20 protein-coding genes are annotated in these 22,782 nt (G+C 41.7%); 10 read left to right on the top strand and 10 right to left on the bottom strand.

Going from position 1 to position 22,782, the window contains the following annotated elements:
* Window positions 1-440: 440 nt before the first annotated feature.
* The gene (locus CXF88_RS05670) at window positions 441-1,157 is read right to left on the bottom strand and encodes an oxidative stress defense protein (RefSeq protein WP_101085947.1); all 717 of its coding nucleotides are present in this window, start codon (window positions 1,155-1,157) and stop codon (window positions 441-443) included.
* 165 nt (window positions 1,158-1,322) lie between these two features.
* Entirely contained in the window at window positions 1,323-2,228 is a 906-nt protein-coding gene (locus tag CXF88_RS05665; RefSeq protein ID WP_101085946.1) for a LysR family transcriptional regulator, read from the bottom strand.
* 100 nt (window positions 2,229-2,328) lie between these two features.
* On the opposite strand from CXF88_RS05665, the gene CXF88_RS05660 reads away from it, so the two are divergent.
* Window positions 2,329-3,135, top strand: a complete 807-nt coding sequence (locus CXF88_RS05660; RefSeq protein ID WP_101086308.1) for a class II aldolase/adducin family protein — start codon at window positions 2,329-2,331, stop codon at window positions 3,133-3,135.
* Window positions 3,136-3,271: 136 nt separating this feature from the next.
* Window positions 3,272-4,153 (top strand): bile acid:sodium symporter family protein, encoded by an 882-nt coding sequence (locus CXF88_RS05655; protein ID WP_101085945.1) that lies wholly within the window; start codon window positions 3,272-3,274, stop codon window positions 4,151-4,153.
* A 155-nt stretch (window positions 4,154-4,308) separates the two neighbouring features.
* Here CXF88_RS05655 and CXF88_RS05650 read toward each other — a convergent pair whose 3' ends face one another.
* On the bottom strand, window positions 4,309-5,313 hold the full coding sequence (locus tag CXF88_RS05650) for an AraC family transcriptional regulator (protein WP_101085944.1): 1,005 nt from the start codon (window positions 5,311-5,313) through the stop codon (window positions 4,309-4,311).
* A 141-nt stretch (window positions 5,314-5,454) separates the two neighbouring features.
* On the opposite strand from CXF88_RS05650, the gene CXF88_RS05645 reads away from it, so the two are divergent.
* Both CXF88_RS05645 and CXF88_RS05640 read left to right on the top strand, forming a co-directional pair.
* Entirely contained in the window at window positions 5,455-5,784 is a 330-nt protein-coding gene (locus tag CXF88_RS05645) for a 2Fe-2S iron-sulfur cluster-binding protein (RefSeq protein WP_157822775.1), read from the top strand.
* A gap of 10 nt (window positions 5,785-5,794) precedes the next feature.
* Window positions 5,795-6,952 carry an alkane 1-monooxygenase gene (locus tag CXF88_RS05640; protein WP_197708411.1) on the top strand — a complete coding sequence of 386 codons (1,158 nt, stop codon included), beginning with the start codon at window positions 5,795-5,797 and terminating at the stop codon, window positions 6,950-6,952.
* 37 nt (window positions 6,953-6,989) lie between these two features.
* On the opposite strand, the gene CXF88_RS05635 is transcribed toward CXF88_RS05640, so the two are convergent.
* The 4 genes from CXF88_RS05635 to CXF88_RS05615 all read right to left on the bottom strand — a co-directional run bounded on the left by CXF88_RS05635 (window position 6,990) and on the right by CXF88_RS05615 (window position 13,500).
* Window positions 6,990-8,123, bottom strand: a complete 1,134-nt coding sequence (locus CXF88_RS05635; RefSeq protein WP_192115657.1) for a sensor domain-containing diguanylate cyclase — start codon at window positions 8,121-8,123, stop codon at window positions 6,990-6,992.
* Window positions 8,124-8,623: 500 nt separating this feature from the next.
* Window positions 8,624-9,004 (bottom strand): DP-EP family protein, encoded by a 381-nt coding sequence (locus tag CXF88_RS05625; protein ID WP_182741341.1) that lies wholly within the window; start codon window positions 9,002-9,004, stop codon window positions 8,624-8,626.
* A gap of 32 nt (window positions 9,005-9,036) precedes the next feature.
* Window positions 9,037-12,330: a winged helix-turn-helix domain-containing protein gene (locus tag CXF88_RS05620; RefSeq protein ID WP_101085939.1), complete on the bottom strand. Its 3,294-nt coding sequence runs from the start codon at window positions 12,328-12,330 to the stop codon at window positions 9,037-9,039.
* 204 nt (window positions 12,331-12,534) lie between these two features.
* On the bottom strand, window positions 12,535-13,500 hold the full coding sequence (locus tag CXF88_RS05615) for a 2-dehydropantoate 2-reductase (protein ID WP_101085938.1): 966 nt from the start codon (window positions 13,498-13,500) through the stop codon (window positions 12,535-12,537).
* A gap of 131 nt (window positions 13,501-13,631) precedes the next feature.
* Between CXF88_RS05615 and CXF88_RS05610 the strand changes: the two genes are divergently transcribed.
* Both CXF88_RS05610 and CXF88_RS05605 read left to right on the top strand, forming a co-directional pair.
* Window positions 13,632-14,945: an amidohydrolase family protein gene (locus CXF88_RS05610; RefSeq protein WP_101085937.1), complete on the top strand. Its 1,314-nt coding sequence runs from the start codon at window positions 13,632-13,634 to the stop codon at window positions 14,943-14,945.
* A 385-nt stretch (window positions 14,946-15,330) separates the two neighbouring features.
* Window positions 15,331-16,296: a GGDEF domain-containing protein gene (locus CXF88_RS05605; RefSeq protein WP_182744683.1), complete on the top strand. Its 966-nt coding sequence runs from the start codon at window positions 15,331-15,333 to the stop codon at window positions 16,294-16,296.
* A 203-nt stretch (window positions 16,297-16,499) separates the two neighbouring features.
* On the opposite strand, the gene CXF88_RS05600 is transcribed toward CXF88_RS05605, so the two are convergent.
* Window positions 16,500-16,946: a MarR family transcriptional regulator gene (locus tag CXF88_RS05600; RefSeq protein ID WP_101085935.1), complete on the bottom strand. Its 447-nt coding sequence runs from the start codon at window positions 16,944-16,946 to the stop codon at window positions 16,500-16,502.
* Window positions 16,947-17,151: 205 nt separating this feature from the next.
* Here CXF88_RS05600 and CXF88_RS05595 point away from each other — a divergent pair, with 205 nt between their 5' ends.
* From CXF88_RS05595 to CXF88_RS05580, 4 genes are all read left to right on the top strand, one after another.
* Entirely contained in the window at window positions 17,152-18,180 is a 1,029-nt protein-coding gene (locus CXF88_RS05595) for an NADP-dependent oxidoreductase (protein ID WP_101085934.1), read from the top strand.
* 43 nt (window positions 18,181-18,223) lie between these two features.
* A complete protein-coding gene (locus CXF88_RS05590; RefSeq protein WP_194956143.1) occupies window positions 18,224-18,901 on the top strand; it encodes a type 1 glutamine amidotransferase domain-containing protein in 678 nt (225 codons plus the stop codon).
* Window positions 18,902-19,031: 130 nt separating this feature from the next.
* Window positions 19,032-19,652 (top strand): glutathione S-transferase family protein, encoded by a 621-nt coding sequence (locus CXF88_RS05585; RefSeq protein WP_101085932.1) that lies wholly within the window; start codon window positions 19,032-19,034, stop codon window positions 19,650-19,652.
* Between the two features lie 224 nt (window positions 19,653-19,876).
* Entirely contained in the window at window positions 19,877-20,476 is a 600-nt protein-coding gene (locus CXF88_RS05580) for a hypothetical protein (RefSeq protein WP_101085931.1), read from the top strand.
* Here the strand turns inward: CXF88_RS05580 and CXF88_RS05575 are convergent.
* Window positions 20,466-21,299 (bottom strand): TIGR03899 family protein, encoded by an 834-nt coding sequence (locus CXF88_RS05575; RefSeq protein WP_101085930.1) that lies wholly within the window; start codon window positions 21,297-21,299, stop codon window positions 20,466-20,468. The genes CXF88_RS05580 and CXF88_RS05575 overlap by 11 nt on opposite strands.
* A 66-nt stretch (window positions 21,300-21,365) precedes the next feature.
* A complete protein-coding gene (locus CXF88_RS05570) occupies window positions 21,366-22,589 on the bottom strand; it encodes an MFS transporter (RefSeq protein WP_101085929.1) in 1,224 nt (407 codons plus the stop codon).
* Window positions 22,590-22,782 lie beyond the last annotated feature (193 nt).

Raw genomic sequence — 22,782 nt, 5'->3', positions numbered from 1 at the left:
TTTTTGAGTCACGGGCAAAGTCTAATGCCTTTGAGGATGGGACGAGTAGGGCGTCAATAGGCATAAAAAACTAAACCTAAAATGGGATTAATGTCAGCAATGGCAGATTAAGCTGATAACCTTGCGCTCGCATCTACAGTCTATGTATCAAGTTTAATTTGAGGAGTGATTTTCAGATGTGACTTAGATCATTTTTATTGCGATTAAATATGTATTTTATATTAATGTTATAATAAACAATTAACTACTTGTGGTTTTATGTCGTAATTATTGCTAGGAGAGTGATGATTTGTTGTCATTGTTCACAATTGTGGACAGTTGGTTGTGATGAGAGGATTCATCGCTGTTGCAACCATTTCTGTTATAGCCATTGCTGTTACAACAATGGCTGTTACAACAAAGCAGGCTGAATAAATGATATTCAACCTGCTTGTTTATTGCTACTTCAATCTAAAAACCACTTCAACTCTGTCGCTAATGTTAACTTGGCCTTGTTGATAGGTTTGCGCTACATCGGCATTCATTTTCATGCTGGCGCGGTACATTTCTGGCTGATTGGCTTGTTGCGGAAAGTATCTTATTTGCCATACCCCAGCAATTTGTTCACCAAAGCCTTTGGCTAAAGATTGAGCTTTTTGCTTGGCGTCATCAATCGCGGCTTGGCGAGCCTGGGCAATAATTTTGGCTTCTTGGCTCGACTTTAGCTCGATATTATTAACGTTATTAATCCCTTCAACCAAAGCGCTGTCGAGTAATTCATTTAAGTTGTTAAGGTCAATTACGGTAATGGTCATTTGACGACTAGCGTTATAACCCGTGAGTTTACGCGGTTCATTTTGCACATACATATATTGCGGATTAAGTTGTAAGTTAGCACTTTGGATGTGTTTTTTGTCGACTCCAGCTTTGAGTAATCGTTGCATAAATTGGCTAACGGCTTCGTCGGCTTTGTCTTTAGCCGCTTTAGCGCTATCGGCTTCTATAGATACTTGAACATTAATAATAGCCATGTCTGCTGCAGCTTCAATGGTGCTTGTTCCCACTGTTTCAATATGAGCAAAACTGAGCTCAGCTGCTTGTACTGGCGATAAACTGCTGGTGGCGGTTAAGGTAAATAATGAGGCAGAAATGATGCTTGTGAGTAATATTTTGTTCATTGATAACTCCGCTAGTGGTTAGCTAAATACTGTTTACACTCAGGTAAAGTGGGTCTGTTATGAGTGTAAACGGTGCAAATATAAAAAAGGGTTTTTATTTTTTGACTATTTTCTGCGATTTATTTCTTACGGTTTATTTATGACTTACTAACTACTTAACAGAAACTAAAACAACTGGGCCGAGATATTAAGCAATTTATTTCTGATCCATTGATTTACCGGATCGTCTTGGGCTTGTTGATGCCAATACATGTGTACCGCCAGTTCTGGTACTTCAAAGGGCAATGGCGACACTACAATTGGCATGGTTTGTTGTAACAACATGGCGTAGGTGTTTGGCATGGTCATGATCAAATCTGATTGGCAGATCACGCTGATGGCGGCAAAGTAATGCTCGCAACGTAATGCAATATTGCGGCTAACGCCTTGATGGGCGAGCGCCATGTCGACGGTGTCGATGCTGAAGTCTTTTAAGCTCACTAATGCATGAGATGCGGCGGCATAATTGGCGAGGTTGAGCTGCTGTAATATCGGATGGTTTTGGCGGCACACTAGTGAAAATCGTTCGCTGCATATTAGAGTGTTGCAAATATCTTTATGGGTTGGCATCAGTACATCGATAACAATATCTAAACTTTGCTGCGCCAGTGACGGCTCAAGTTCAGTGCGTTTAATTTGACGACTGTTTAGGGTGATATTGGGGGTGTTATTGAGTAAATCGGGCATGAGAATAGGAAAGAACATTGACTCTAATATGTCTCTTAAGCCTAGTTTTATCTCGCGTTTGTGCTGTTGTATGTCAAATGTCGCGGGTTGGCTAACGGTATTATTGAGTAACAGCAGCGCTTGTTGCACGTCGGGAATGATTTTTTGGCATAAGGCAGTTGGCACCATTTTACGGCCATGGCGGACAAATAATGGGTCGTTAAATTTGTCGCGTAGCCGAGCAATAGCATGGCTTACAGCGGGTTGTGTTAGGTGCAGTTTACTGGCCGCAGCAGTAATGCTGCCGTGCTGATATACCGTGCTCATAATGAGGAATAAGTTTAAATCAATCTTACTATGCAGCATATTAATAGTTATCTATGATTTAGTATCATTTGAATTTATTTTAGGCTTGGTTAAATTAAAGTCAAACTAAACTAATAAAAGTAGACTCAACATGACCGCAATAAATGACACTCAAGCACAGCAAATTCAAAAAATGACTATTGGTACTGATATGTATCCAATGCCGCTACCGCCAAAATTTGATAACAAACAACAGCAACAACAATATGAAAAACAGCGCTTAGCCGCGGCATTTAGGGTATTTGCCCATTACCGATTTGATGAAGGGTTAGCGGGGCACATTACCTTGCGTGATTGTATTGATCCTGAGTCATTTTGGGTTAATCCATTAGCGGTGCATTTTTCTAAAATTAAAGCATCAGATTTAGTGCGAGTTGATCATAAAGGCAATATTTTGGAGGGCAAGCACCCAATCAATAATGCCGCATTTGCTATCCATTCGCGTATTCACCATGCGCGCCCAGATGTCAACGCAGTGGCCCATGCCCATACTACTTATGGGCGTGCATTTTCATCACTAGGTGAGTTACTTAAACCTATCTCTCAAGATGCCTGTATGTTTTATGAAAACCACAGCGTGTTTGACACCTTTACCGGCGTGGTCGCCGATTTATCTGAAGGCGACATGATCGCAGAAGCGCTACAAGGTCATGCTGCGGTGATATTGCAAAATCATGGTTTGCTTACCGTAGGCAAGTCTGTTGATGCGGCAACGGCTAATTTTGTCATGTTAGACAGTTGCTGCCATAGCCAGTTATTGGCACAGGCAGCGGGTGAACTTAAATTGATTGGCCATGATATTGCGACTAAAACTCGTCAAATTAATGGCTCAGATTTAGTGACTTGGGGTAATTTTCAGCCTTTGTATCAGGTCATGTTGGCGCAAGATAACAGCTTTTTAGATTAAGCCAGTTAACGACGCCAAAGGACGGTTTGATTTTGATAAAACCGTATTCATGCAGTTATATTTCGCAAGAACGTATTCTGTACTGAAGCTTATGATACTCGCTAAGTCTGCTTAGCGGGCAAGGATGTTACTCCCAATGACAGGTTCGATTATTACCGAAATACTGCTGCCACTTGCGCTGGCGTTTATTATGTTTGGCATGGGCTTAAGTTTAACTCAATTTGATTTTTTACGTTTATGGCAAACTCCCATGCCGATTATTGGCGGCTTTATTGGCCAAATTATCGTGTTGCCTTTGTTGGCTTTTACGCTTTGTTTGTTGATGGACTTATCGCCAGCGATGTCGATAGGGTTAATGATTTTGGCTGCCTGCCCCGGTGGGACTACCTCAAATGTAATTAGCCACTTAGCCAAAGCGAATTTGGCATTGTCAGTGAGTTTGACTGCACTGAGTAGCATTGTGTGTGTTTTTACCGCGCCGTTTATCATCCAATTTGCGGTTAGCTATTTTAGTGAAACCCATGATATTGAGGTGTCGTTAAGCAGCATTTCATTAGGGTTATTGGTGATTACCTTACTACCGATTATGTTTGGCATGATTGTGCGACGTTATTATCGCGATTGGGCTGTGAAGGTTGAGGTGTATTTTAGGCGCTTTGCATTAGTGTTTTTATTGTTGATGATTACTGGGGTGGTGATTCAAGAACGTGACATTATCAGCGACGCTTTTAACGAGGTGTTTATTGCATGCATGTTGTTAAATTTTCTTGCCATGATGGTGGGCGTAATTACTGCCAAACTATTCAAATTAAGCCACAAAGATAGCCTAACGTTGGCCATTGAAATTGGTTTACAAAACTCCACTATGGCAATGCTTATTTGCATTAGTTTACTGCAAGCCCCGAGTTATGCTGTGGTGGCTGGAGTGTATAGTTTAACGATGTATTTAGGTGCTGGCTTGTTAATCGCCTATGCCCGTTATGCTAGAAACCAAAAACATACAGTTCAATCTAGCTAATTACATTAGTGCTATTGATTAACGGATTTTGTCGGTTAGTTAATAGCTTAGTTACTTACTTAGGGCTTAGTTAATCACTTAGTGTTTAGTTACATAGTGTTTAGTTAGTTACTTCGTTAGTTAGTGCTTAGTCACTTATGTTCCTAAATCGAATTTTATTTTACTCTTTTTTGCTGGCGGTATTCACTGGGTGTGGTGCCTTGCCAGCGTTTAAATGCCCGTCGAAAGTTAGCCACATCAACATAACCTAATTGATATGCCAATTGCTTAATACTGCCAGTAGATTGCGATAAGTATTGCTTCGCAATATGGTGATTCACCGACGCGACAATGTTTTTATAGCTTGTTTGTTGTTGGGTTAAATGGCGATGAAGAGTCCGTGGGGTCATATTAAAATGCGTGGCTGTATCGCTTAAGCTTGGTAGTGGCATCGGACTTTGTAGTAAATACTGATACAACTTATCGCTAAGGCTTTGCTGTAAATCAAGTTTTTTAAGTTCGTTAATACACCATTGTTTGGCTTGAATAAACGAGCTGGGATCGGCCATATCCAAGCGTTGATTTAATGATGCTTGAGTTAATATTAGCTGGGTACTGGCTTGGTTAAAATGCACTGGTACTTTGAGTAATGCGGAGTATTGCTGCCAATAGGCTGGTGCAGCGAACCCCAAATTAACCTGGCTTATTGCAGGTGACAACGGGGTGGTTTGTTGTAACAAGTTGGCAATGGTGACGAGCAAAGCATCCATAAACGGTTGTTGAATCACGCCCAATGGTTGTATCGCTTGCAGTGTGATAACCATACTGCTGGCGGTTTCATGGGTATTAACATTAACCAATGGTGTGCGTGTATTGATAAATTGCTTCAATGTATCAACAGCTTGTTTAAGGGTACTGCTATTAAGGATGGCAAATCCCATCATGCCATGGGTGTTAATGCCTATTCGGCTGCCGACATGTAAGCCCAAGTCTGGCCGTGCCGATAGATGAATTGCAGACGTTATCAGTCGTTGATAATCATCAAAAGTCACTTGAAAGTTAGGGTCTTGTAGTTGTTCAAGCATAAGGCCGTTATGGGCTAGCCATATATCGACATTGCATTCCCACAGGCGCAGCTGTTGATACACTTGGTTTAAGTAAAATACAGGAAGCAGCTGCATAGCAATCTTATTAATGGCTTTGAGTTAGTTGTAACGGATTTTGCTGTGCTTGTCTATTAATGACCCCTTAATGTCCATTCTTCCCTCTTTGTTATATTTCTGGTTGGCGTACAGTAAACCTTTAATCACCAAGGAATGTGTATGTTGTCTATGTTTACTGCCAAACCGGTTAGCCTAACCATTAATGATGAAATAGTGATAGCGCAAACTAGCGTTAAACACTCTATTTTAACCGCCGCGTTGGCCGCCAACATTGCCTTTCCGCATCATTGCCGAGTAGGCAGTTGCGGTGCTTGTCGATGCAAGTTGGTTGCGGGCGAAGTGAAACAATTAACCGACAGCGCATATGTTTTATCAGCTGAAGCCATCGCTCAAGGAATGATTTTGGCCTGTCAGAGTCTGCCTAAAACTGATGTGAACATTCACGTTAATTTACGCCAGCGTCCTTTAGCTGACGAACCGCAAGCATAAGGACGTGGCCATGTTTAAATACCTTAAATTTATGTCGTTTCATCTTATGGCGGTGATCGCTATTATCAGCATCACTTTGGGTGGAACCTATATCAGCATTGGCTTTGCTATTTGGGTTGCGGTGTATTTGGGTGGTGACATCGTGTTTGGTGATGATACCGCGACGCCACAATATCGCTATCCGGCTTTGCTTACGTGGCAATTGTGGTTGGCACTGCCATTGACTGTGATATTAGTGTTTGTGTGTTGCTGGCAATTTGCCAGCCAAGATATTGGCCAATATGGCGCATGGGTCAATAGTTTTACGGGGTATGACGCCCTGTTAGCGAGGCAAAACACTAGCGTTATTCAATATGGGGTGATGGTGATTTATTTGGGCTTAGTGGTTGGCGTAATGGCGACGATTACAGGCCATGAGCTAACCCATCGTACTTGGCAGCCGGTGTCATTATTGATTGGACGCTGGTTATTGGCATTTAGCTTTGATGCTAACTTTGCCATTGAACATGTATATGGCCACCATAAATACGTTAGTACCTTGAACGATCCTGCTACCGCTCCGCGTGGTCGTGGTGTTTATGCACATATTATTATTTCGACCATTAAGGGCAATATTAGTGCGTGGCATATTGAGCAACAAAGGCTGGTGCGTAAACAGTTAGCTGTGTGGAGTTGGCACAATAAAGCGTTACGAGGTTACGCTATGAGTGTCGCTATTATGGTGTGGGTATTTTGGCTTGCTGGTTGGCAGGGGGTAAGCTTTTTTGTATTAATGGCGTTATGGGCTAAAGCGACTTTAGAGATAGTCAATTACATGGAGCATTATGGTTTGGTTCGCGAACTTAACTCGCCAGTAAAACCTCATCATTCTTGGAATACCAATAAGCGGGTAAGCTCGTGGGCAATGTTTAACTTAACCCGACATTCACATCATCACGCTCAAGGGCAGTTACCTTACCATCAGTTATCGCCTTATCCCGATGCACCGCAAATGATTGGCGGTTACCTTAGTACCTTTGTATTGACCCTCATTCCGCCTTTATGGCATCGACTTATGCTGCCCAAATTACAACATTGGGATGCACATTTTGCCACGCCAGCTGAATATAATATGGCCCAGCAGGCAAATCAACAAAGTGGCATTGCAACTTATCAAGCGTGTTGTTAACCCTTTGATTGTTAGATTGTTTAGACGCTAATAGATATTAGCTACTCATATTAATGCGGTTACGGCCTGTTGATTTGGCGCGGTAAAGTGCTGTGTCTGCGGCGCAAACCAGTGCGGTTGGCGTGCGGTATTGACCACTGCGTTCACAGGCAATGCCCTGGCTGACACTGATTTTGGTTTGTGCAGGTAACCCTATATCGGTAAAGCTTAACTGGTTAATACGACGTTGAATATTTTTGGCAATGTATTCTGCAGTTAACGGATTACTGTTGGGCAAAATGACCACAAACTCTTCACCACCATAACGGGCAGCCATCGCATTGTTAGACGGGAGCACCTCTGCCAGTACTTGGGCAATTTTTTGCAAACATTTATCACCGTTAACATGACCATACTGGTCATTAAACATTTTAAAATAATCGACATCGATGATGATTAAACACAGCGGTTGGTCGTGATTAATGCTGTCGTTCCAGTTGGTTTGCAGGGCATCATCAAAAGCATGTCGATTGGCAAGACCGGTTAATTTGTCAGTATGCGCTAAGTGGCGCAGTTTATTGTATTCGGCTTTATGCGAAGTCAGGTTATGCATAATGCCAATAAATAATGGCTCCGACCCTATCTGTATTGACGGTAAACATGACAATGATAAATCGGCTTCGAGCAACGTGCTGTCGGCGCGGTTAATGATAATTTCTTTAGGCCCATGATTAAACTGAGTTACTTTGTTGCTTTGATCGCTGGCGTTGTTCCACAGGTCAAATAAAGATTGATACTCATCTTTAAAAGGACTTTGTAGATAATCGGTCCAGGTTTGACCAATTAACATTTCGGCTGGGGCACCGAATAATTTAGCGCCTAACGGATTAATCATCTCAATAACGCCAGCGGAGTTAATCACAAATATCGCTTCTGAAATCGCGTTAATCACATTGAGTAAGGTGCGAATTTGTAAGTTATCTACTACAGCCATTTTGCCATTCTGGTTTGCTGAAGTGGCATCAAAAGTGGCATCAAACATCACCGCTGTCGATGACGAGTCGGCTAGGGTTTCAGCTTCAACACGCAGTGGTATTTTTACCGCGTTAGGATATTTAGACAATGAGTCTGTTAATTTAGTCACACGAGAAATCGTGTCATTGAGTTCAGTTAATTTATCATTGGTAAACATGGTGCATTTCCTCAAGCGTTTGGTGTTGGTAACCCCTTGTTGATGACAAACACTCTATTAGGAATGGGAGTTTTTAACCTTTCGGTAATCTTCTGATTTTAACTTATTGATTTTTATTTAATTAAATTATGATTTTTGGTATAAAAAAGATTGATTTTAGTTGCAGCTTAAAATGTCTGCATCAATCTGGCTGCGACTTATAGGGTAAGTCATGGCAATTGTCATAGCCATTCATCGGCAAGTTTTAGAGTTTTTCGCGAATTGGTTAGCGAATGTTTTAGTGAAAATATTAGTAAACAACACAGTGTTATTGGCGATGATTAACAGAGGTTTTTGTCTGGATTTTAGCAGAGGATTGAGGACTAAAAATCTAACCTTGCAATGGGTTAGTGGGTAACACAAGTTGTTTTAGTCTTGGTTAAGCGATTAACTGCTTTGTAGTGTGGTTATCTTGTTCAAGATAAAAAGCTCAGGGTAGCCCTGAGCTTTTTATCTATTTTTTATTTATTATCGCGATTAATAACTTGAGGATCTGGGCTAAGTACTAGCAGGGTATTGGCACTGTTTGACAGCACAAATTGAAAGCTGGTGCTGCCTGGCACTTCATTTAAATCGGTTAATTGTATCAAGTTGCCATCGCTGCTGATGGTGGTGGCATCGATAATACCGTCAAACGTGGTAGTGAAAGCTGCGCCAACAAATTTAAGGCCCTTACCAGTCTTGTCAATCAACTGGTAAGAAATGACTCCGTATTGAGTTACGACCATATTGCCGGATACTGCAGAACCATCAATATTAGTATAGCTAAAGACGGGTTCATTGTTCGCGTTTAGGATTACTGTGACGTTAAACATGGTTGCTTGGCCTTGGACATTAGGCATTTTATTCTCCATACTTTCTTTTTGTTTAGGGTTTAGGGTTTAGGGTTAAACTTATAATCTGTGATGGCCGATTGTTGTAGCTGTTGCACTAAGTCATCGTGTTGATCTAGCTCTCCTAGACAATCGAGGGCCTTCGCGTAGGGCATAGTAAATCTCGGTTCTTTATTTTTATCAATAATATCGGCCAATTGATTTTTAGTTTGCTGACATAGGGAGTTAACTTGCTTAGGTTGACCTAGGGATGTCAATAATGAAGCCGTTAACATATTGCTTTGGGCTAAACTCGCGACATAAAGTGAACTTTGGTTAAATTCAGTGATTAATTGCTTAAATGAGGTAATGGCTCGCTGTGCATATACTAAGCTTTCTGACAATAGTCCCTTAGAGGCCAAATAGTTGGCGGCAGCCAATTGATATGTTGCCCAAACCTCTATTTTTTGGGCTGATTTGTTTAAGGTAATATCTTTCTCGAGCATGGTTGCTAATGAGTCAAGACTCTGCCCCATAGTCTGTTCAATCGGCTCAGTACTATAAGCCAACATCTTTAGGTAGGCGTAATATTGCTGGATTTTCCAAACATCATTTTCAGGGTCTTGTTTAAGGGCATTGGTGATGGTCACTAAACTGAGTTGTGCTTTCTCAAAAGCTTGTTGCTGATGGTTTTGGTAGCTTAATAATCTAGCCAGTAACGCATAACTGCTTGATAATCGTTCCAGTAAGTAGGGCTGCTTTTCTAAGGAGTTATTGTTAAATTGTTGCTGAATTTGCTGATGGATTTTAATTGCCGTGCTGATATCACCTTGGTCACTGGCGGCACTGGCAAGCCATGAGCGAGTGTCTGCAATATCGGCTATTAGCTGGTTGTTGGTTTGGTCTTTATCCCACAGTTGTAGTTTAAGTTGTAATGATTGCTCAAATGCCTCACGGGCATCGGTAAAGTTTTGCTGCTTCATGTATATGGAGCCAAGAGAATTTTGCGCATAGGACAACTCCATTAGCGCATCGTTATCGTCTGGCGCGTATTGATACATGGTTTGGCTGTATGTTAAATACTGTTCGAACCAAGGCTGTGCCGCTGTCCAATCATTTTGATCGTATTCAAGCTGGCCGAGCCAAAAAGCATTGGCACCTAAGGTTTTGAGTAAACTGAGGTGTTGAGGTTGCATTTCGAGTAACGGCAGCATGCGCTCACGGGCGGCGATTAAGGCGCTGTGGGCCTCGTCGTTATTGCCGCGAGAATAGGCCACTTCGCCCATGGCCTCTAAGGTTTGGCTGTGTTGAAAGCGCGCTTCAAAGCTTAAATAGCTGGCATCGTCGGCAGAAAAGTCGCTGAAATATTCCAATGCCTTGTTACTGATCCCATCGAGCAAGTCCATGCGGCCAATGCCGCGCATTTTGTCGGCGAACTCACCGACCATAAAACCAAGTAAGTTTTCTGCCGCTAGGCGTTTTTGTTGTGCCTGGGTTTCGGCCTCAATGCTGCGAACACTCATGGCGACAGAAATCAATGTCAGTGCCACAAGGGCTAGCATGACTGCACGGCGGCGCCAGCGGCCGATGTTGGCTTGTTTGGTTGAGGCTTGAATGAGTGCCAGTTCTTGAGGCTCTAAACTAAACAATTGGTTATCGAGCAATGTGCTTGCTTCTACTAATGGTTTGCCTTCTGCCAGTAAATAAGCATTACTCTTTGACTCGGCCAGCCAGCGGTTAGATTGATGCTGTAAACGGCTTTTAATGGCTAAACTGTCCTTGTGCTCGGTTATCCATTGGGTGGCGCGGGGCCAGCGCCTTAATAGCGCTTCGTGAGCAATACTAAAGCAGGGTTGATCTTGTTGCAGATGCGAAACAAACAAACGGTTATCAACCATGGCTTTGACGAGGTTTATTTCGGCATCACTACTGAGATCGCTCCAGCGGGCGGTGCTGCTGGTGATTGATTTTTCATCTTCGGTTAGGGTGACTAACATCGACAGTATTTTAGGCAGTGCGGCGCGTTCGCTGTTGTTTAATTGGTTGAGCACTTCTTCGGCATTTTTACCGATGGCGCCTTCAATCCCCCCAAGCGAATGGTATACCGACACCAATAATTGGTTGTTGTCATCTTTGTGCAAATACAGTGATTGCAAGGTGTATTGCAACATGGGCAGAGCATCGGGGTTTGAGGCGGCTTCACTGCAAAGTATTTCGTCCAACGGCATTGCCGTATCGGGATCGAGTGTCCATGTGAGGTTAGCTGCATTGGCCGGCAAGCGGATCATTTGCATCAGCTCTGATCGGGTTGGCGCCGATAAATCGAAATGTGAGCCATTAGCTTTGCCTGCCATTAGGCTTGGGTGGCTAACAACCTGAGGGTAAAAGTCATTGCGGCAAGCACTAATTATTAATACTGCCCCTGAAACCGCAAGGGTTTCGAGGATATCTAATACATTGTTGCGTTCGGATTCGGTAAATAATGGCGACGCTAATAAGATTTCTAAACGGTCGATAAACAATGAAAAATGGGGCCGACTGTATTTTGGGGCATTGTCATCATTGATTGATGAGTATTTGGCTAAAGCTAGCTGACAATATTCAATAACGGCGTTGATGTCGTTTTGCAGTTTGTTTGCCAGCATATCGGCACTACAGTCGGTAAACACCGCTTGGTCTTTGATTTCCCAGTCGAGCATCGCACTGGCGATATCGATAATTAAGCGTCCTTTAGTGACATCGGCTAAATCTAGGTTAGCATTATCGATTACGCCAACCCCGTTAAAGCCATTTTTGGACATTAAATTAGGCATGATGCCGGCATTAATTAACGATGATTTACCTGTACCGCTGGGGCCGAGGATTAAGCAAAAGGCACGGCCAAATTCAACTTGTTTTGTGATGCGATTTAATAAAGTGTCAACTTGCTCACTTCGGCCAAAAAATACATTGGAGTCGTTGGTGTCAAATGCGCGTAAACCTGGAAACGGCGAGGCGCCTTGCCATTGTTGGGTAGTGACTTTGGCATGATGACCAATAGGGAATTCAACACTGGCGATGGTGCGATAACCGCGTTTGCGGATGGTTTCTATGTACTGCGGATTAGATGCTTGATCGCCTAATGCTTTACGCAGCTGGGTAATGACTTTATGCAGCGGATTATCGCCAATGGCGATGCTGTTCCAGCAGTGGTTAATAATATCGTCTGCTGCTAGCACTTCCCCTTGGTGTTGGCACAGTAAACGCAACACATCCATGGCTTTGGGTTCAAGACTGCGAATAACATCGCCAGACTGAATGCTATTGCTGTGTGGATTAATTTGCCAATCGCCAAAAAAGAAAGTGCTGTCGTTCATCTGTAATTAATTTCCGATTGGTTAATCGCGTTAAGTTATAAGCAATAAAGATTACGTCACGATGACTCTTATTGAGAGTCATCTTTAGGCGTACTACTTCTGCTTGTTTGATTGTATCGTGCGACTACGTCAATTGTATTTTTTTGCAATATTTTACAATAGATTTACTTTTTTCTCGACAACGATATCGCGTACGGCATTTGGTTAATGTCGTTGTTCTAGCTGCTTTATTTGTTCTACTATCGCTTGATTCTCCGGTGTTTTTATACCGTGTTTTTTCCCAATGCTGACCACCGCGCCATTGATGTAATCGACTTCTGTTTTTCGTTTCGCTTGAATGTCTTCCCACATTGATGATCGTGCTTTGGGATCGATGTCGAGCATCTGTTTAGCGACCAGATTAAACAACCCATTTGGCAACGATAAAATGGTGGGTAACCAGGAGGGTTTAACCTTGGTGTATTGATGCAATGTAATGTTTGCCGCTTCGCATACTGCTAGCCATTCTTTCATTGCTTTGGCTAAAACTCGGCGATTTTTGTAGTCACTTAATTGCTGTTTAATCGGTAAATCGGTGACCGCATTTAATGCATTATTGAGATTTAATAATAATTTACCGTAAATCATTGGGGTAAAGTCTGCTTCAATGTCGCAACCAAATCCGTGGTTAACCAGTGCGGATTGAATTGCGATGGTATGAGGGTTTTCTTGTAAGGTAAACACACCCTCTGTGCCTTTATGAAATACGCCATTGGGCAGTTGCAGCACATTAAATGGCGTGATCCCTTGGAGTAAGCGGTAATGATCGAGCGAGTCTTTAATGCTGTCAAAACTGCCTAAGCCATTTTGCATAAATATAATGCTGCTGTTGTCGTGAGTAATCGCCATTAATTGATTGGCAATACTGCTAACTTGATGACATTTTAAGGTGACAAATACTACATCAAATTTGCCATTGATTGATGATTCTTGGTCGATATCGGTGATCAACGCTTGCGGCATAATCGTTTGTTTTAAGCCGTTATAATCGGTCAAGGTAATGCCGTTATTGGCAATGATTTTTTGCTTAATTGCTGGGCGACAAATTAAGCTGACTTGTAACCCCGAAATACATAACTGACCCGCTAAATAACAGCCTGTTGAACCCGCGCCAAAAATTGCAATATTCATTTTTTATTCATTCACTGTTTGTTAATGACGAAACGATTTTTCTAATACAATATTTTACTCTCTTGTAACATAACAGCATTTTTGGCAGTGTAGAAACTTAACCTCTTTCTCGTTATCAACAGTGAGCGTCTATGAATAATAATACTATTACCACCATCGCCTTAGCGGTGTTCGGATTAACGATGGCATCGACGGTGGTTGAGGCTGCCGATATTAACGTTATTTATGCTGGCACATTATTAACTACGCCAGGCGAGTCACCTTTAACTCAGCAAACTGTGGTGATAAAAGATGGGGTAATCACTTCTATCACTTCAGGTTATCAGTCTGCACCGGTGGTGGACGAGCATGACAATGTTGAGATGATTGATTTAAAAAATAGCTTTGTTATGCCTGGCATGATGGATATGCATGTTCATTTACAAGGCGAGTTAGGGCCGAATAATGATAGCGAAGCTTTGCGAATGTCGGATGCTGACGTGGCAATGCGCAGTGCTTATTTTGCTAAAAAGACCTTATTAGCAGGCTTTACTACGGTGCGAGACTTAGGCGCGAAACCGGAACAGATTTATGCCTTACGCGACGGCATTAATAAAGGCTGGATTGATGGCCCGAGAATTATTGCATCTGGTGGCGTGTCGGTTACCGGAGGCCATGGTGATGTTGACGGTATGAGTCCTGATTTACTTGATAAGTTTACCTCTAAAACCATTTGTGACGGACCTTATGATTGCCGCCGCGCGACTCGTCGGGCGATAAAGTTTGGCGCTGATGTGATTAAAATCACCTCTACCGGAGGAGTGTTATCGGACACTAATACGGGTACTGGCCAGCAAATGGATGATGATGAGCTTAAAGAGGTGATTGATACTGCGCATGCCTTAGGTCGTAAAGTGGCCAGCCATGCCCATGCTGCTCAAGGTATTAATGCAGCGTTGCGCGCCGGTGTCGACAGTATTGAACATGGCAGTTACGCCGATAAAGAAAGTATTAAATTAATGAAAAAAAGTGGCGCGTTTTTAGTGCCAACATTGTTGGCGGGCGACACGGTAGTGAAAATGGCCAATACCGCAGGGGCTGACTTTATGTCTCCTGCCATAAAAGCCAAGGCAATACGTGTTGGTGGCGACATGATGCAAAACTTTAGTGCGGCTTATAAAGCTGGGGTTAATATTGCTTATGGCACCGACAGTGGGGTGTCACATCATGGTGATAATGCTAAAGAAGCTGTATTGATGAGCAAAGCGGGTATGAGTAATGAGGATATTATAATCAGTGCGACGATTAATTCGGCAAAACTGATTGATATGTCAGATAAACTTGGCACTTTGGAGGTTGGCAAATATGCCGACATCATCGCAACGCATAAAAGTCCTCTTGAGCAAATTGAAGCGTTATTAGATGTGTCATTTGTGATGAAGAGCGGAGTTATTTATAAGCGTTAATGTTATTTATTATTGTAGGTCAATAGTATCGACAATAACTAACCTTAACGCTTGTTTTGTTTTGAGTTGAGGTTAGTTAGCAAAACAGTAGACAGTTTAATCACCGTTTATTAGCGGAAGCTAAGGTTAACTTGACTTGAGCCCCAATATTGTCGATTTCAACACGATAATCAGAATCTATATTGCGATATTTCAATAATATGCAACGCATTTCGGCGTTGAATCCAGGCATTCATTATTTGATTGTCACAATAGATCTTTTTATACTTGACCCTGTTTACTATACGGTATGGTTAACCGTAAGTAATAAGAGTATATTGTTGGATCTGCGTCATTAACATCATCAATGACGTATATGGATATAGATGGTAGCTAAGGAATGCTCATGTCGCTTGAAATCGTTGGATTATTGATTTTCATCTTATTGTTAATCATTGCTTTTTTGCTGTTTTTTAACCTAAACCGATACCGTCAGCAGCAAGCAAAAAAGATGATATTAGATACCTATGAGCTTATCCTTGATCAAGTTGATGCTTATATTTATTTAAAAGACACTCAATGCAAATATGTTTATGCGAATCAACTAACGCTTGACTACTTTGGTGTGACGCTTGAAAAGCTAAAGGGCACTTCCGATAGCGATTACTTTCCCGCGAATGTTGTAGATATTTTGCACGTGAATGACACTAAAGTGCTTAACTCGCAAAGTAAACTCTCTGACGATATTATTGTTGATACCCCAGCCTCGCTCATTGTATATCACGAAGTTAAACAACCCTTATATAACCATAAAGGCACATTAATTGGCCTCATCGGTATTTCTACCGATATTACCGCTGCTTATCATTTACGTTCAAAACTAGAGCGACTTGCTAATACCGATCCGTTAACGGGTTTGTTTAATCGTCGTTCATTTACGTCTTTTTGCGAACATGAGTTTTTTCGTGCTACTCGCTATTTTCAACCATTCTCGTTAATGATCATTGATATTGATTTATTCAAAAATGTGAATGATACCTATGGCCATTTAGTGGGTGATGAAGTGATTAAGCGCGTTGCCAATATATGCAATGAACATATTAGGGAGGCCGATGTATTGGCTCGAATTGGCGGTGAAGAGTTTGCTATTTTATTACCCGATACTGATATTGACTCTGCTTATATCTTGGCTGAACGGTTAAGAGAAGCTCAACAACAGTACGACGAACAAAAAGCTCCTTCGATAACCATTAGTATTGGCGTTGCAACCTTACGTTCTCAGGATAAAGCATTTTTAGAGATATTTAAGCGGGCAGATAAAGCGTTGTACTCATCAAAAAATATCGGTCGCAATAGTGTCAATGTCGCGTAATGGCAAGTGCTTGATAACCATTTCAGTCAGATGGCAAAGTGGGATTTCATCGCGTTTTATTCTCTTCAAACAATGCGGCGGCATCACGTAATCGTTTATAGACCTTAAAAATTGTTAATTTAAGTTGCGCGCAATTAGTTATCGTGATTATCATATAGCTAAGCAAAACAAATTAAACTCAAAATTTTGAGTCATTTTGTGCGTTAGAACTCAATATGACTAGGCAGTTTTAGCCTAAATTGATCCAGCTGTCGTTTTAGATCGGTGATTTCAGACATTTCGATACCGCATTGTTCAAGAATACATAGGTGGATTTGTTCTGCTTGGGGCTGCAGTTGATGACCTTTTTCAGTTAATTGCATGCACAAGGTCCGTTCATCTAAGGGCTCGCGAATGCGCTTTAGCAGGCCATCAGTTTCGAGACGTTTTATGACCGGTGTTAATGCACCCGATTGCTGCCCGAGTTTGCTGGCCAAGGTTTTTAAACTTAGACCATCTTGCTCCCAGAGGACTAACATCGCCAAATATTGAGTGTAAGTTAGCCCAATAGAGTCTAGTAACGGTTTGTACAGTTGGGTAATAGCCAATGACGTTGAATAAACAGCAAAACACAACTGATTTTCGAGTAATAGATGTTTGTTTTTATTCATATCAATCGCTTAGCTCGCAAAGTTGTTGATCATATTTGAATTGATCAACTTAAGTAAAAAGATCGTATTATTTGGCCTCGGTTGTTTATTGTACCAGTGTTTGGTTGATATCAGTATTACAGCGGTATTCAACTTTTAACAACCGAGGTCATATTGTCTTCTCAAGTACCACTTTATGGTGCTTATGTTATTTAAAGGACACAAGATGAACACTCAAAATCGTCGTATAGTACTTGCCAGCCGTCCACAAGGTGAGCCAGTGGCTAATAATTTCCGTTTAGAAACCGTCAACAAACCTGTACCAGCAGAAGGTGAGGTGTTATTGCGCGCGGTGTATTTATCGCTTGATCCTTACATGCGTGGCCGTATGAATGACGCCAAATCATATGCAGATCCAGTAGCAATTGACGATGTGATGGTGGGCGCGGCGGTATCACAAGTGGAAGAGTCTAATCATCCTGATTATAAAGTGGGTGAGTGGGTGTTAGCGTTTGGTGGTTGGCAAGATTATTTGGTCTCTAATGGTGAAGGACTGATGAAATTGGGCGATAACCCAAGCCATCCTTCTTATGCGTTGGGTATTATGGGCATGCCAGGCTTTACTGCGTATATGGGGCTATTAGACATTGGCGCGCCTAAAGCGGGCGAAACCGTTGTGGTTGCTGCAGCTACTGGGCCTGTTGGCGCAACGGTTGGCCAAATTGCTAAGTTGAAAGGCTGTCGAGTTGTTGGTATCGCCGGTGGCGCAGAAAAATGTCGCTACGCAAAAGAAGTATTAGGCTTTGATGAATGTATTGACCATAAAGCGGCTGATTTTGCGCAGCAACTGGCAACGCATTGTGATAACGGCATTGATGTGTATTTTGAAAACGTTGGCGGCAAGGTGTTTGATGCGGTAATGCCATTACTCAACACTGGTGCTCGAGTGCCAGTGTGTGGCTTAATTTCTCAGTACAACGCGACCTCGTTACCGGATGGTCCTGATCGTTTGTCATTACTGATGGGCACTTTGCTGGTTAAGCGCATTAAGATGCAAGGCTTTATTATTTTTGACGATTATGGCGACCGCTATCCAGAGTTTGCCAAAGATATGGGCCAATGGCTTGGTGAAGGTAAGATTCAATATCGTGAACAAATTGTCGATGGTCTTGAAAATATGACTACAGCCTTTATCGGGCTATTAAAAGGCGAAAACTTCGGCAAGGTTGTCATTAAAGTAAACAATCCTCTGTAATCTAAGTGATTACAACTAAACATACAGTATTTAAGGAATCACTATGAAAGTATTAATGGTATTAACTTCGCACGATAAATTAGGCGATACTGGCGAGAAAACCGGTTTTTGGTTAGAAGAATTAGCGGCTCCATACTACGCATTTACCGATAAAGGTGTTGAGGTAGTGCTAACATCTCCTAAAGGTGGTTTACCGCCATTGGATCCTACAAGTGATAAAGTTGATTTTCAAACTGACTCTACGCGTCGTTTTACAGCCGATACTAAAGCGCAAGCATTACTAGCCAATACACTCACATTGGCATCAATTGACGTAGCAGATTATGACGCGGTATTTTATCCAGGCGGTCATGGTCCATTATGGGATTTAACCAATGACAAAGACTCTATTGCATTAATTGAACAGTGCTACAAAACAGATAAACTTTTAGGTTTAGTATGTCACGCACCGGCTGCACTTAAGTACCCTAAAAAGCCAGACGGAACGCCACTCGTTGCCGGTAAAAATGTCACTGGTTTTACTAATGGTGAAGAAGAAGCTGTACAGTTAACTAACGTTGTACCGTTTTTAGTTGAAGATATGCTGCAGCAAAATGGCGCGACTTATTCTAAGGGTGACGACTGGCATCCATATGCAGTAGTTGACGGTAAACTCGTTACCGGTCAGAACCCTGCATCGTCTGAATTAGTGGCAGAGAAAATGTTAGCTTTACTAAGCTAATCTGCTGTTTAGTTTAGTGGTTACAGTTAACTGTAACTCGAAATAACAGAATACGTAGATTGATAGAAGCAAACCCAGTGAGTTGTTCATTGGGTTTATTTTTTATCACTAACAATACAAGGATGGCTTAATGATTAAACTACATCATTTAAATAAATCACGTTCAAAACGCATTATTTGGTTATTAGAAGAATTGGGAGTGGACTATGAGCTGGTTGCTTATCAGCGTGATACAACCACATTTTTAGCGCCAGAGTCGTTAAAAGCGGTTCATCCATTAGGTAAATCACCAGTATTAGAAGCGAGCGGTTATACCATTGCTGAGTCGGGCGCGATTACCGAGTATTTAATTCATACCTATGGCGCTGATAAACTGATGCCAGCACTCGGCACAGCAGATTATATCGATTACTTACAATGGATGCATTTTGCTGAAAGCTCAGCTGCTTTGCCACTATTGCTGAAAATTTTTGTTAAAATGGATGGCGCAGAAACCCGTTTTATCGGTGGATATGCCGATGCAGAAACGGCAAAAGTCATCAGCTATGTTAACGACCGCTTAGATGGTAAGTCATACCTAGTTGGTAACCGTCTTAGCGGTGCAGATATTATGATGTCGTTTATTGCAGAGCTTGTTGGCCAAAACGGTGAGTTTGACAAGTATCCTAATATTGCTAAGTACTATCAACAACTAATGAGCCATGCATCGTTTAAAAAAGCGATGCAAATAGAAGCTGAACACGATCGTTAATGATTTAATTGTATCGGCACTAAAAAGACGAACTGAGTTCGTCTTTTTTCATTTAGGTGTGAGTGCTGTTAATTCACATCGACTTATCTTTTATGATGTTTTTTACGTTGTTCGGTAAGCCTGATACATTATAAGTAGTGGTATCTTTTGGTTAAAGTTTGTTCGTTATCATACTAAGGTGTTAGTATGGTGATCGTGTTTTTGTGTAAAAAAAAGGCTAGATTATGTCGACTTTATCTGATGAAGAGCTCGCTTATTTTAGCGGTGTATTTTCGCCAGAAGATGACAGTACCGATAATGCTTTATCGAGACATTCATTAAGTGTTGCGACTGAAATACCGCAAGTGCTTGCTCATATTTTGGGGAATGCCAAATTAACCTTATTGGCAGAAATTAGTTATTACCGTTTATGGTTTCCGTTAACCTTAAAGCAAGATGAGCTTGGGCAATTTTTGCCGGAGTTGGGTATTCCTGAAGTGATTGATATGCGCGGCGGTGAACGTAGCTGGCGGCTCAATAATGTCAAAAATATAAAAGTCATTGATAACGATACGGCTAAATTTGTTGAGGTACTCTCTTTATCGAGTTCAGGCATGACCATTAAAGTGCCGCAAGAGCTTAACGATAAAGTGCCACGCTTAACACAGCTAATTTTACCTAATGGTGTGCACCTCGATATGGTGTTTGAACCGGTACGAACTGAAAATGGGGTAATGGCAGCAAAAATTAGTGCTGAAGGCGAATCCCGTGAAATATTGCGTCAATTTTTGTTTAGCGAACATAAGGCTAAGTATTCGCACCTTTACAAAAATATTAACCGCTAACCATAAAATCTTTGGCTAACATGGTTTTAACGGCATTGATAAATTCATCATCACTTTTTGCCTGAATTAATTGGCACAACTCATCACCTACAGTGGTAAATCGATAATACGTAAATAATAAGTGCTGATGCTTAGGTTTGAGCGACAAAGTGGCATTACACATAGTTAACTGAATATGTTCACTACTGCTTAATAGTCCGGTTTCAAACTCGCTTTTATGTAAAATTCCCGCATCGACTAAGGTAAGAATACTCGAATAAGGTAAGCCGAATTGGGACAGGCCGAAGTTAGTGTGAGTATGCTTACGAAAATATTGTTTCATCCCACCATTAATACGGTAACTACTGAGTAATTTAAATCTGGGCTCGGTATTAATTTTAACTGACATGCCTAAGGCTTTTTCAAATATCAGTGCTTCTCGAAACGTCAGTTGCAGTAATACCGCTAAAGTTCTAAGGCTAAAGTTACCTGGATTAACGACTTCACTGGCTAAAATTCTGGCCCACAAATCCTGCATTTTACGGTTATGAATTTGTTCAGCCATTTGAAAAAATTGATAGCGCCAATCTGGATCTAATTCGACTCCTGTTACATCGGATGGGGTGTAATTGAGTGCTAAGGCAAAAATGCTTTCAAGGTTGGTCTGATGCTGGCTGAGTTGCTTGCGTTGACGGTGCTCAGCACGCTCGGCAACGGAGGCTGTTGAAGGGCGATAATCTTCCTCGCTGGCTAAGCCGATAATGCGCCCGAGTAATAAGGTTTTTTTGCGTGCGGACACTTGAGTATTGTCATCTTGTGTTGCCGTCACATCAATATCAGTCATCATTAACTCCCTTTATGCATTACACTTTCGCCATGTTTGTATGGTATGACATCTGTGCTAAATCTTTTAGTGTTTTGTCATTAACGGTGACCATAAGGCTTCTTTACCAGGCTCCGGATGACGCGGCACATTGAATGCTAGTGCGAGTGAGCATACGGCAAACCCAGTGCCTATGAAGAATACTGCTTTAGGCGAACTGAGCCATAAAATGCCTAATAAAACAGGGATAATTACCGCGGCAATATGGTTAATGGTAAAGCTGACCGACATGGTTGAAGCAATATCTTGTTTATCGGAAATTTTTTGAAAATAGGTTTTCATCGCAATCGCCATAGCAAAAAGCAGGTGATCAATCACATACAATCCAGCCGCAATATTAGCGTCGCTGACATAAGCGTAACTACTGAAAATAATCACTAAGCCAACGTATTCGATAATTAACGCGTTACGTTCCCCCATTTGGCCAATAAAGCGACCAATGGTAGGGGCAAAGAGTAAGTTAACGACATAGTTAATTAAGAATAAAGCGGTGATTTCAGACACCGAATAGCCAAATTTTTCAACCATCATGAAGCCAGCAAACACCATAAAAATTTGCCTGCGCGCTCCAGAGAAAAAGGTTAGTAAATAATAAAGCCAGTAGCGTTTTCTCAGTATTAAGTGTTTGTGTTGAATGGAGCCTATGGCAAAACGAGGAAAATACACTGCCATAATGAACACCATAACTAATCCACATCCGCCAATAATGCTATACATCCAGATGTAATCTAGACTCAGCCAGTTCATTATTAACCAAATTGACCCATAGCCGACAAGTGCTGCAGCGGAGCGCCACGCTAACGCTTTGCCCATAAAGCCAGGTGCATCGGCTTTATCTACCCACTGTAACGTAAGCGATTGATTTATTGTCTCAAAATAATGAAATCCAATCGACATGAGTATCGTTGTTAAATACAACCCTATGACATCAGGAAACCAGCCGGTAATTCCCACTCCAACGCACAATAGTGCCAAGGATGATAAGGCAAAAGTTTGCTCTTTGATCAGCAGCAATACAAACACCGCGGTAAAAGCTAAAAATCCAGGTACCTCTCTTAAACTCTGCAGTAATCCAATCTCAGCGCCAGTGAATGCGGCGCGTTCAATAACAAAGTTATTTAACAAAGCCTGCCAAACTGCAAACACCATGGACATTACAAAGGTCATCCATAGCAGCAAATGTTGTGGATTAGTGTGCTCAATACGGGCCGATTTACCACTAAAGAGGGCAGTATTACTGATGTTTGACATTGAAAGTACTCGGTTTATAGGAGGTTTTTTTGATTGTTGTTTTCCATAGTGACATAAAACGGTTTGTTAAGTGAAATGTAATTTAGTGTAAATAAAATTGCTAATCTTAATGTAAATTATAATGCGAATGGTTATCGTTTGATGTATGGTTGTTGCGTTTTTTGAGGGAGTATTAACGTGACGTGTCGGAGAA

The organism is Shewanella sp. ALD9, from assembly GCF_002836315.1.
Classification (GTDB): Bacteria; Pseudomonadota; Gammaproteobacteria; order Enterobacterales; family Shewanellaceae; genus Shewanella.
The sequence above is the reverse complement of the archived record's forward strand: the minus strand, read 5'-3'. Positions and strand labels throughout refer to the sequence as shown.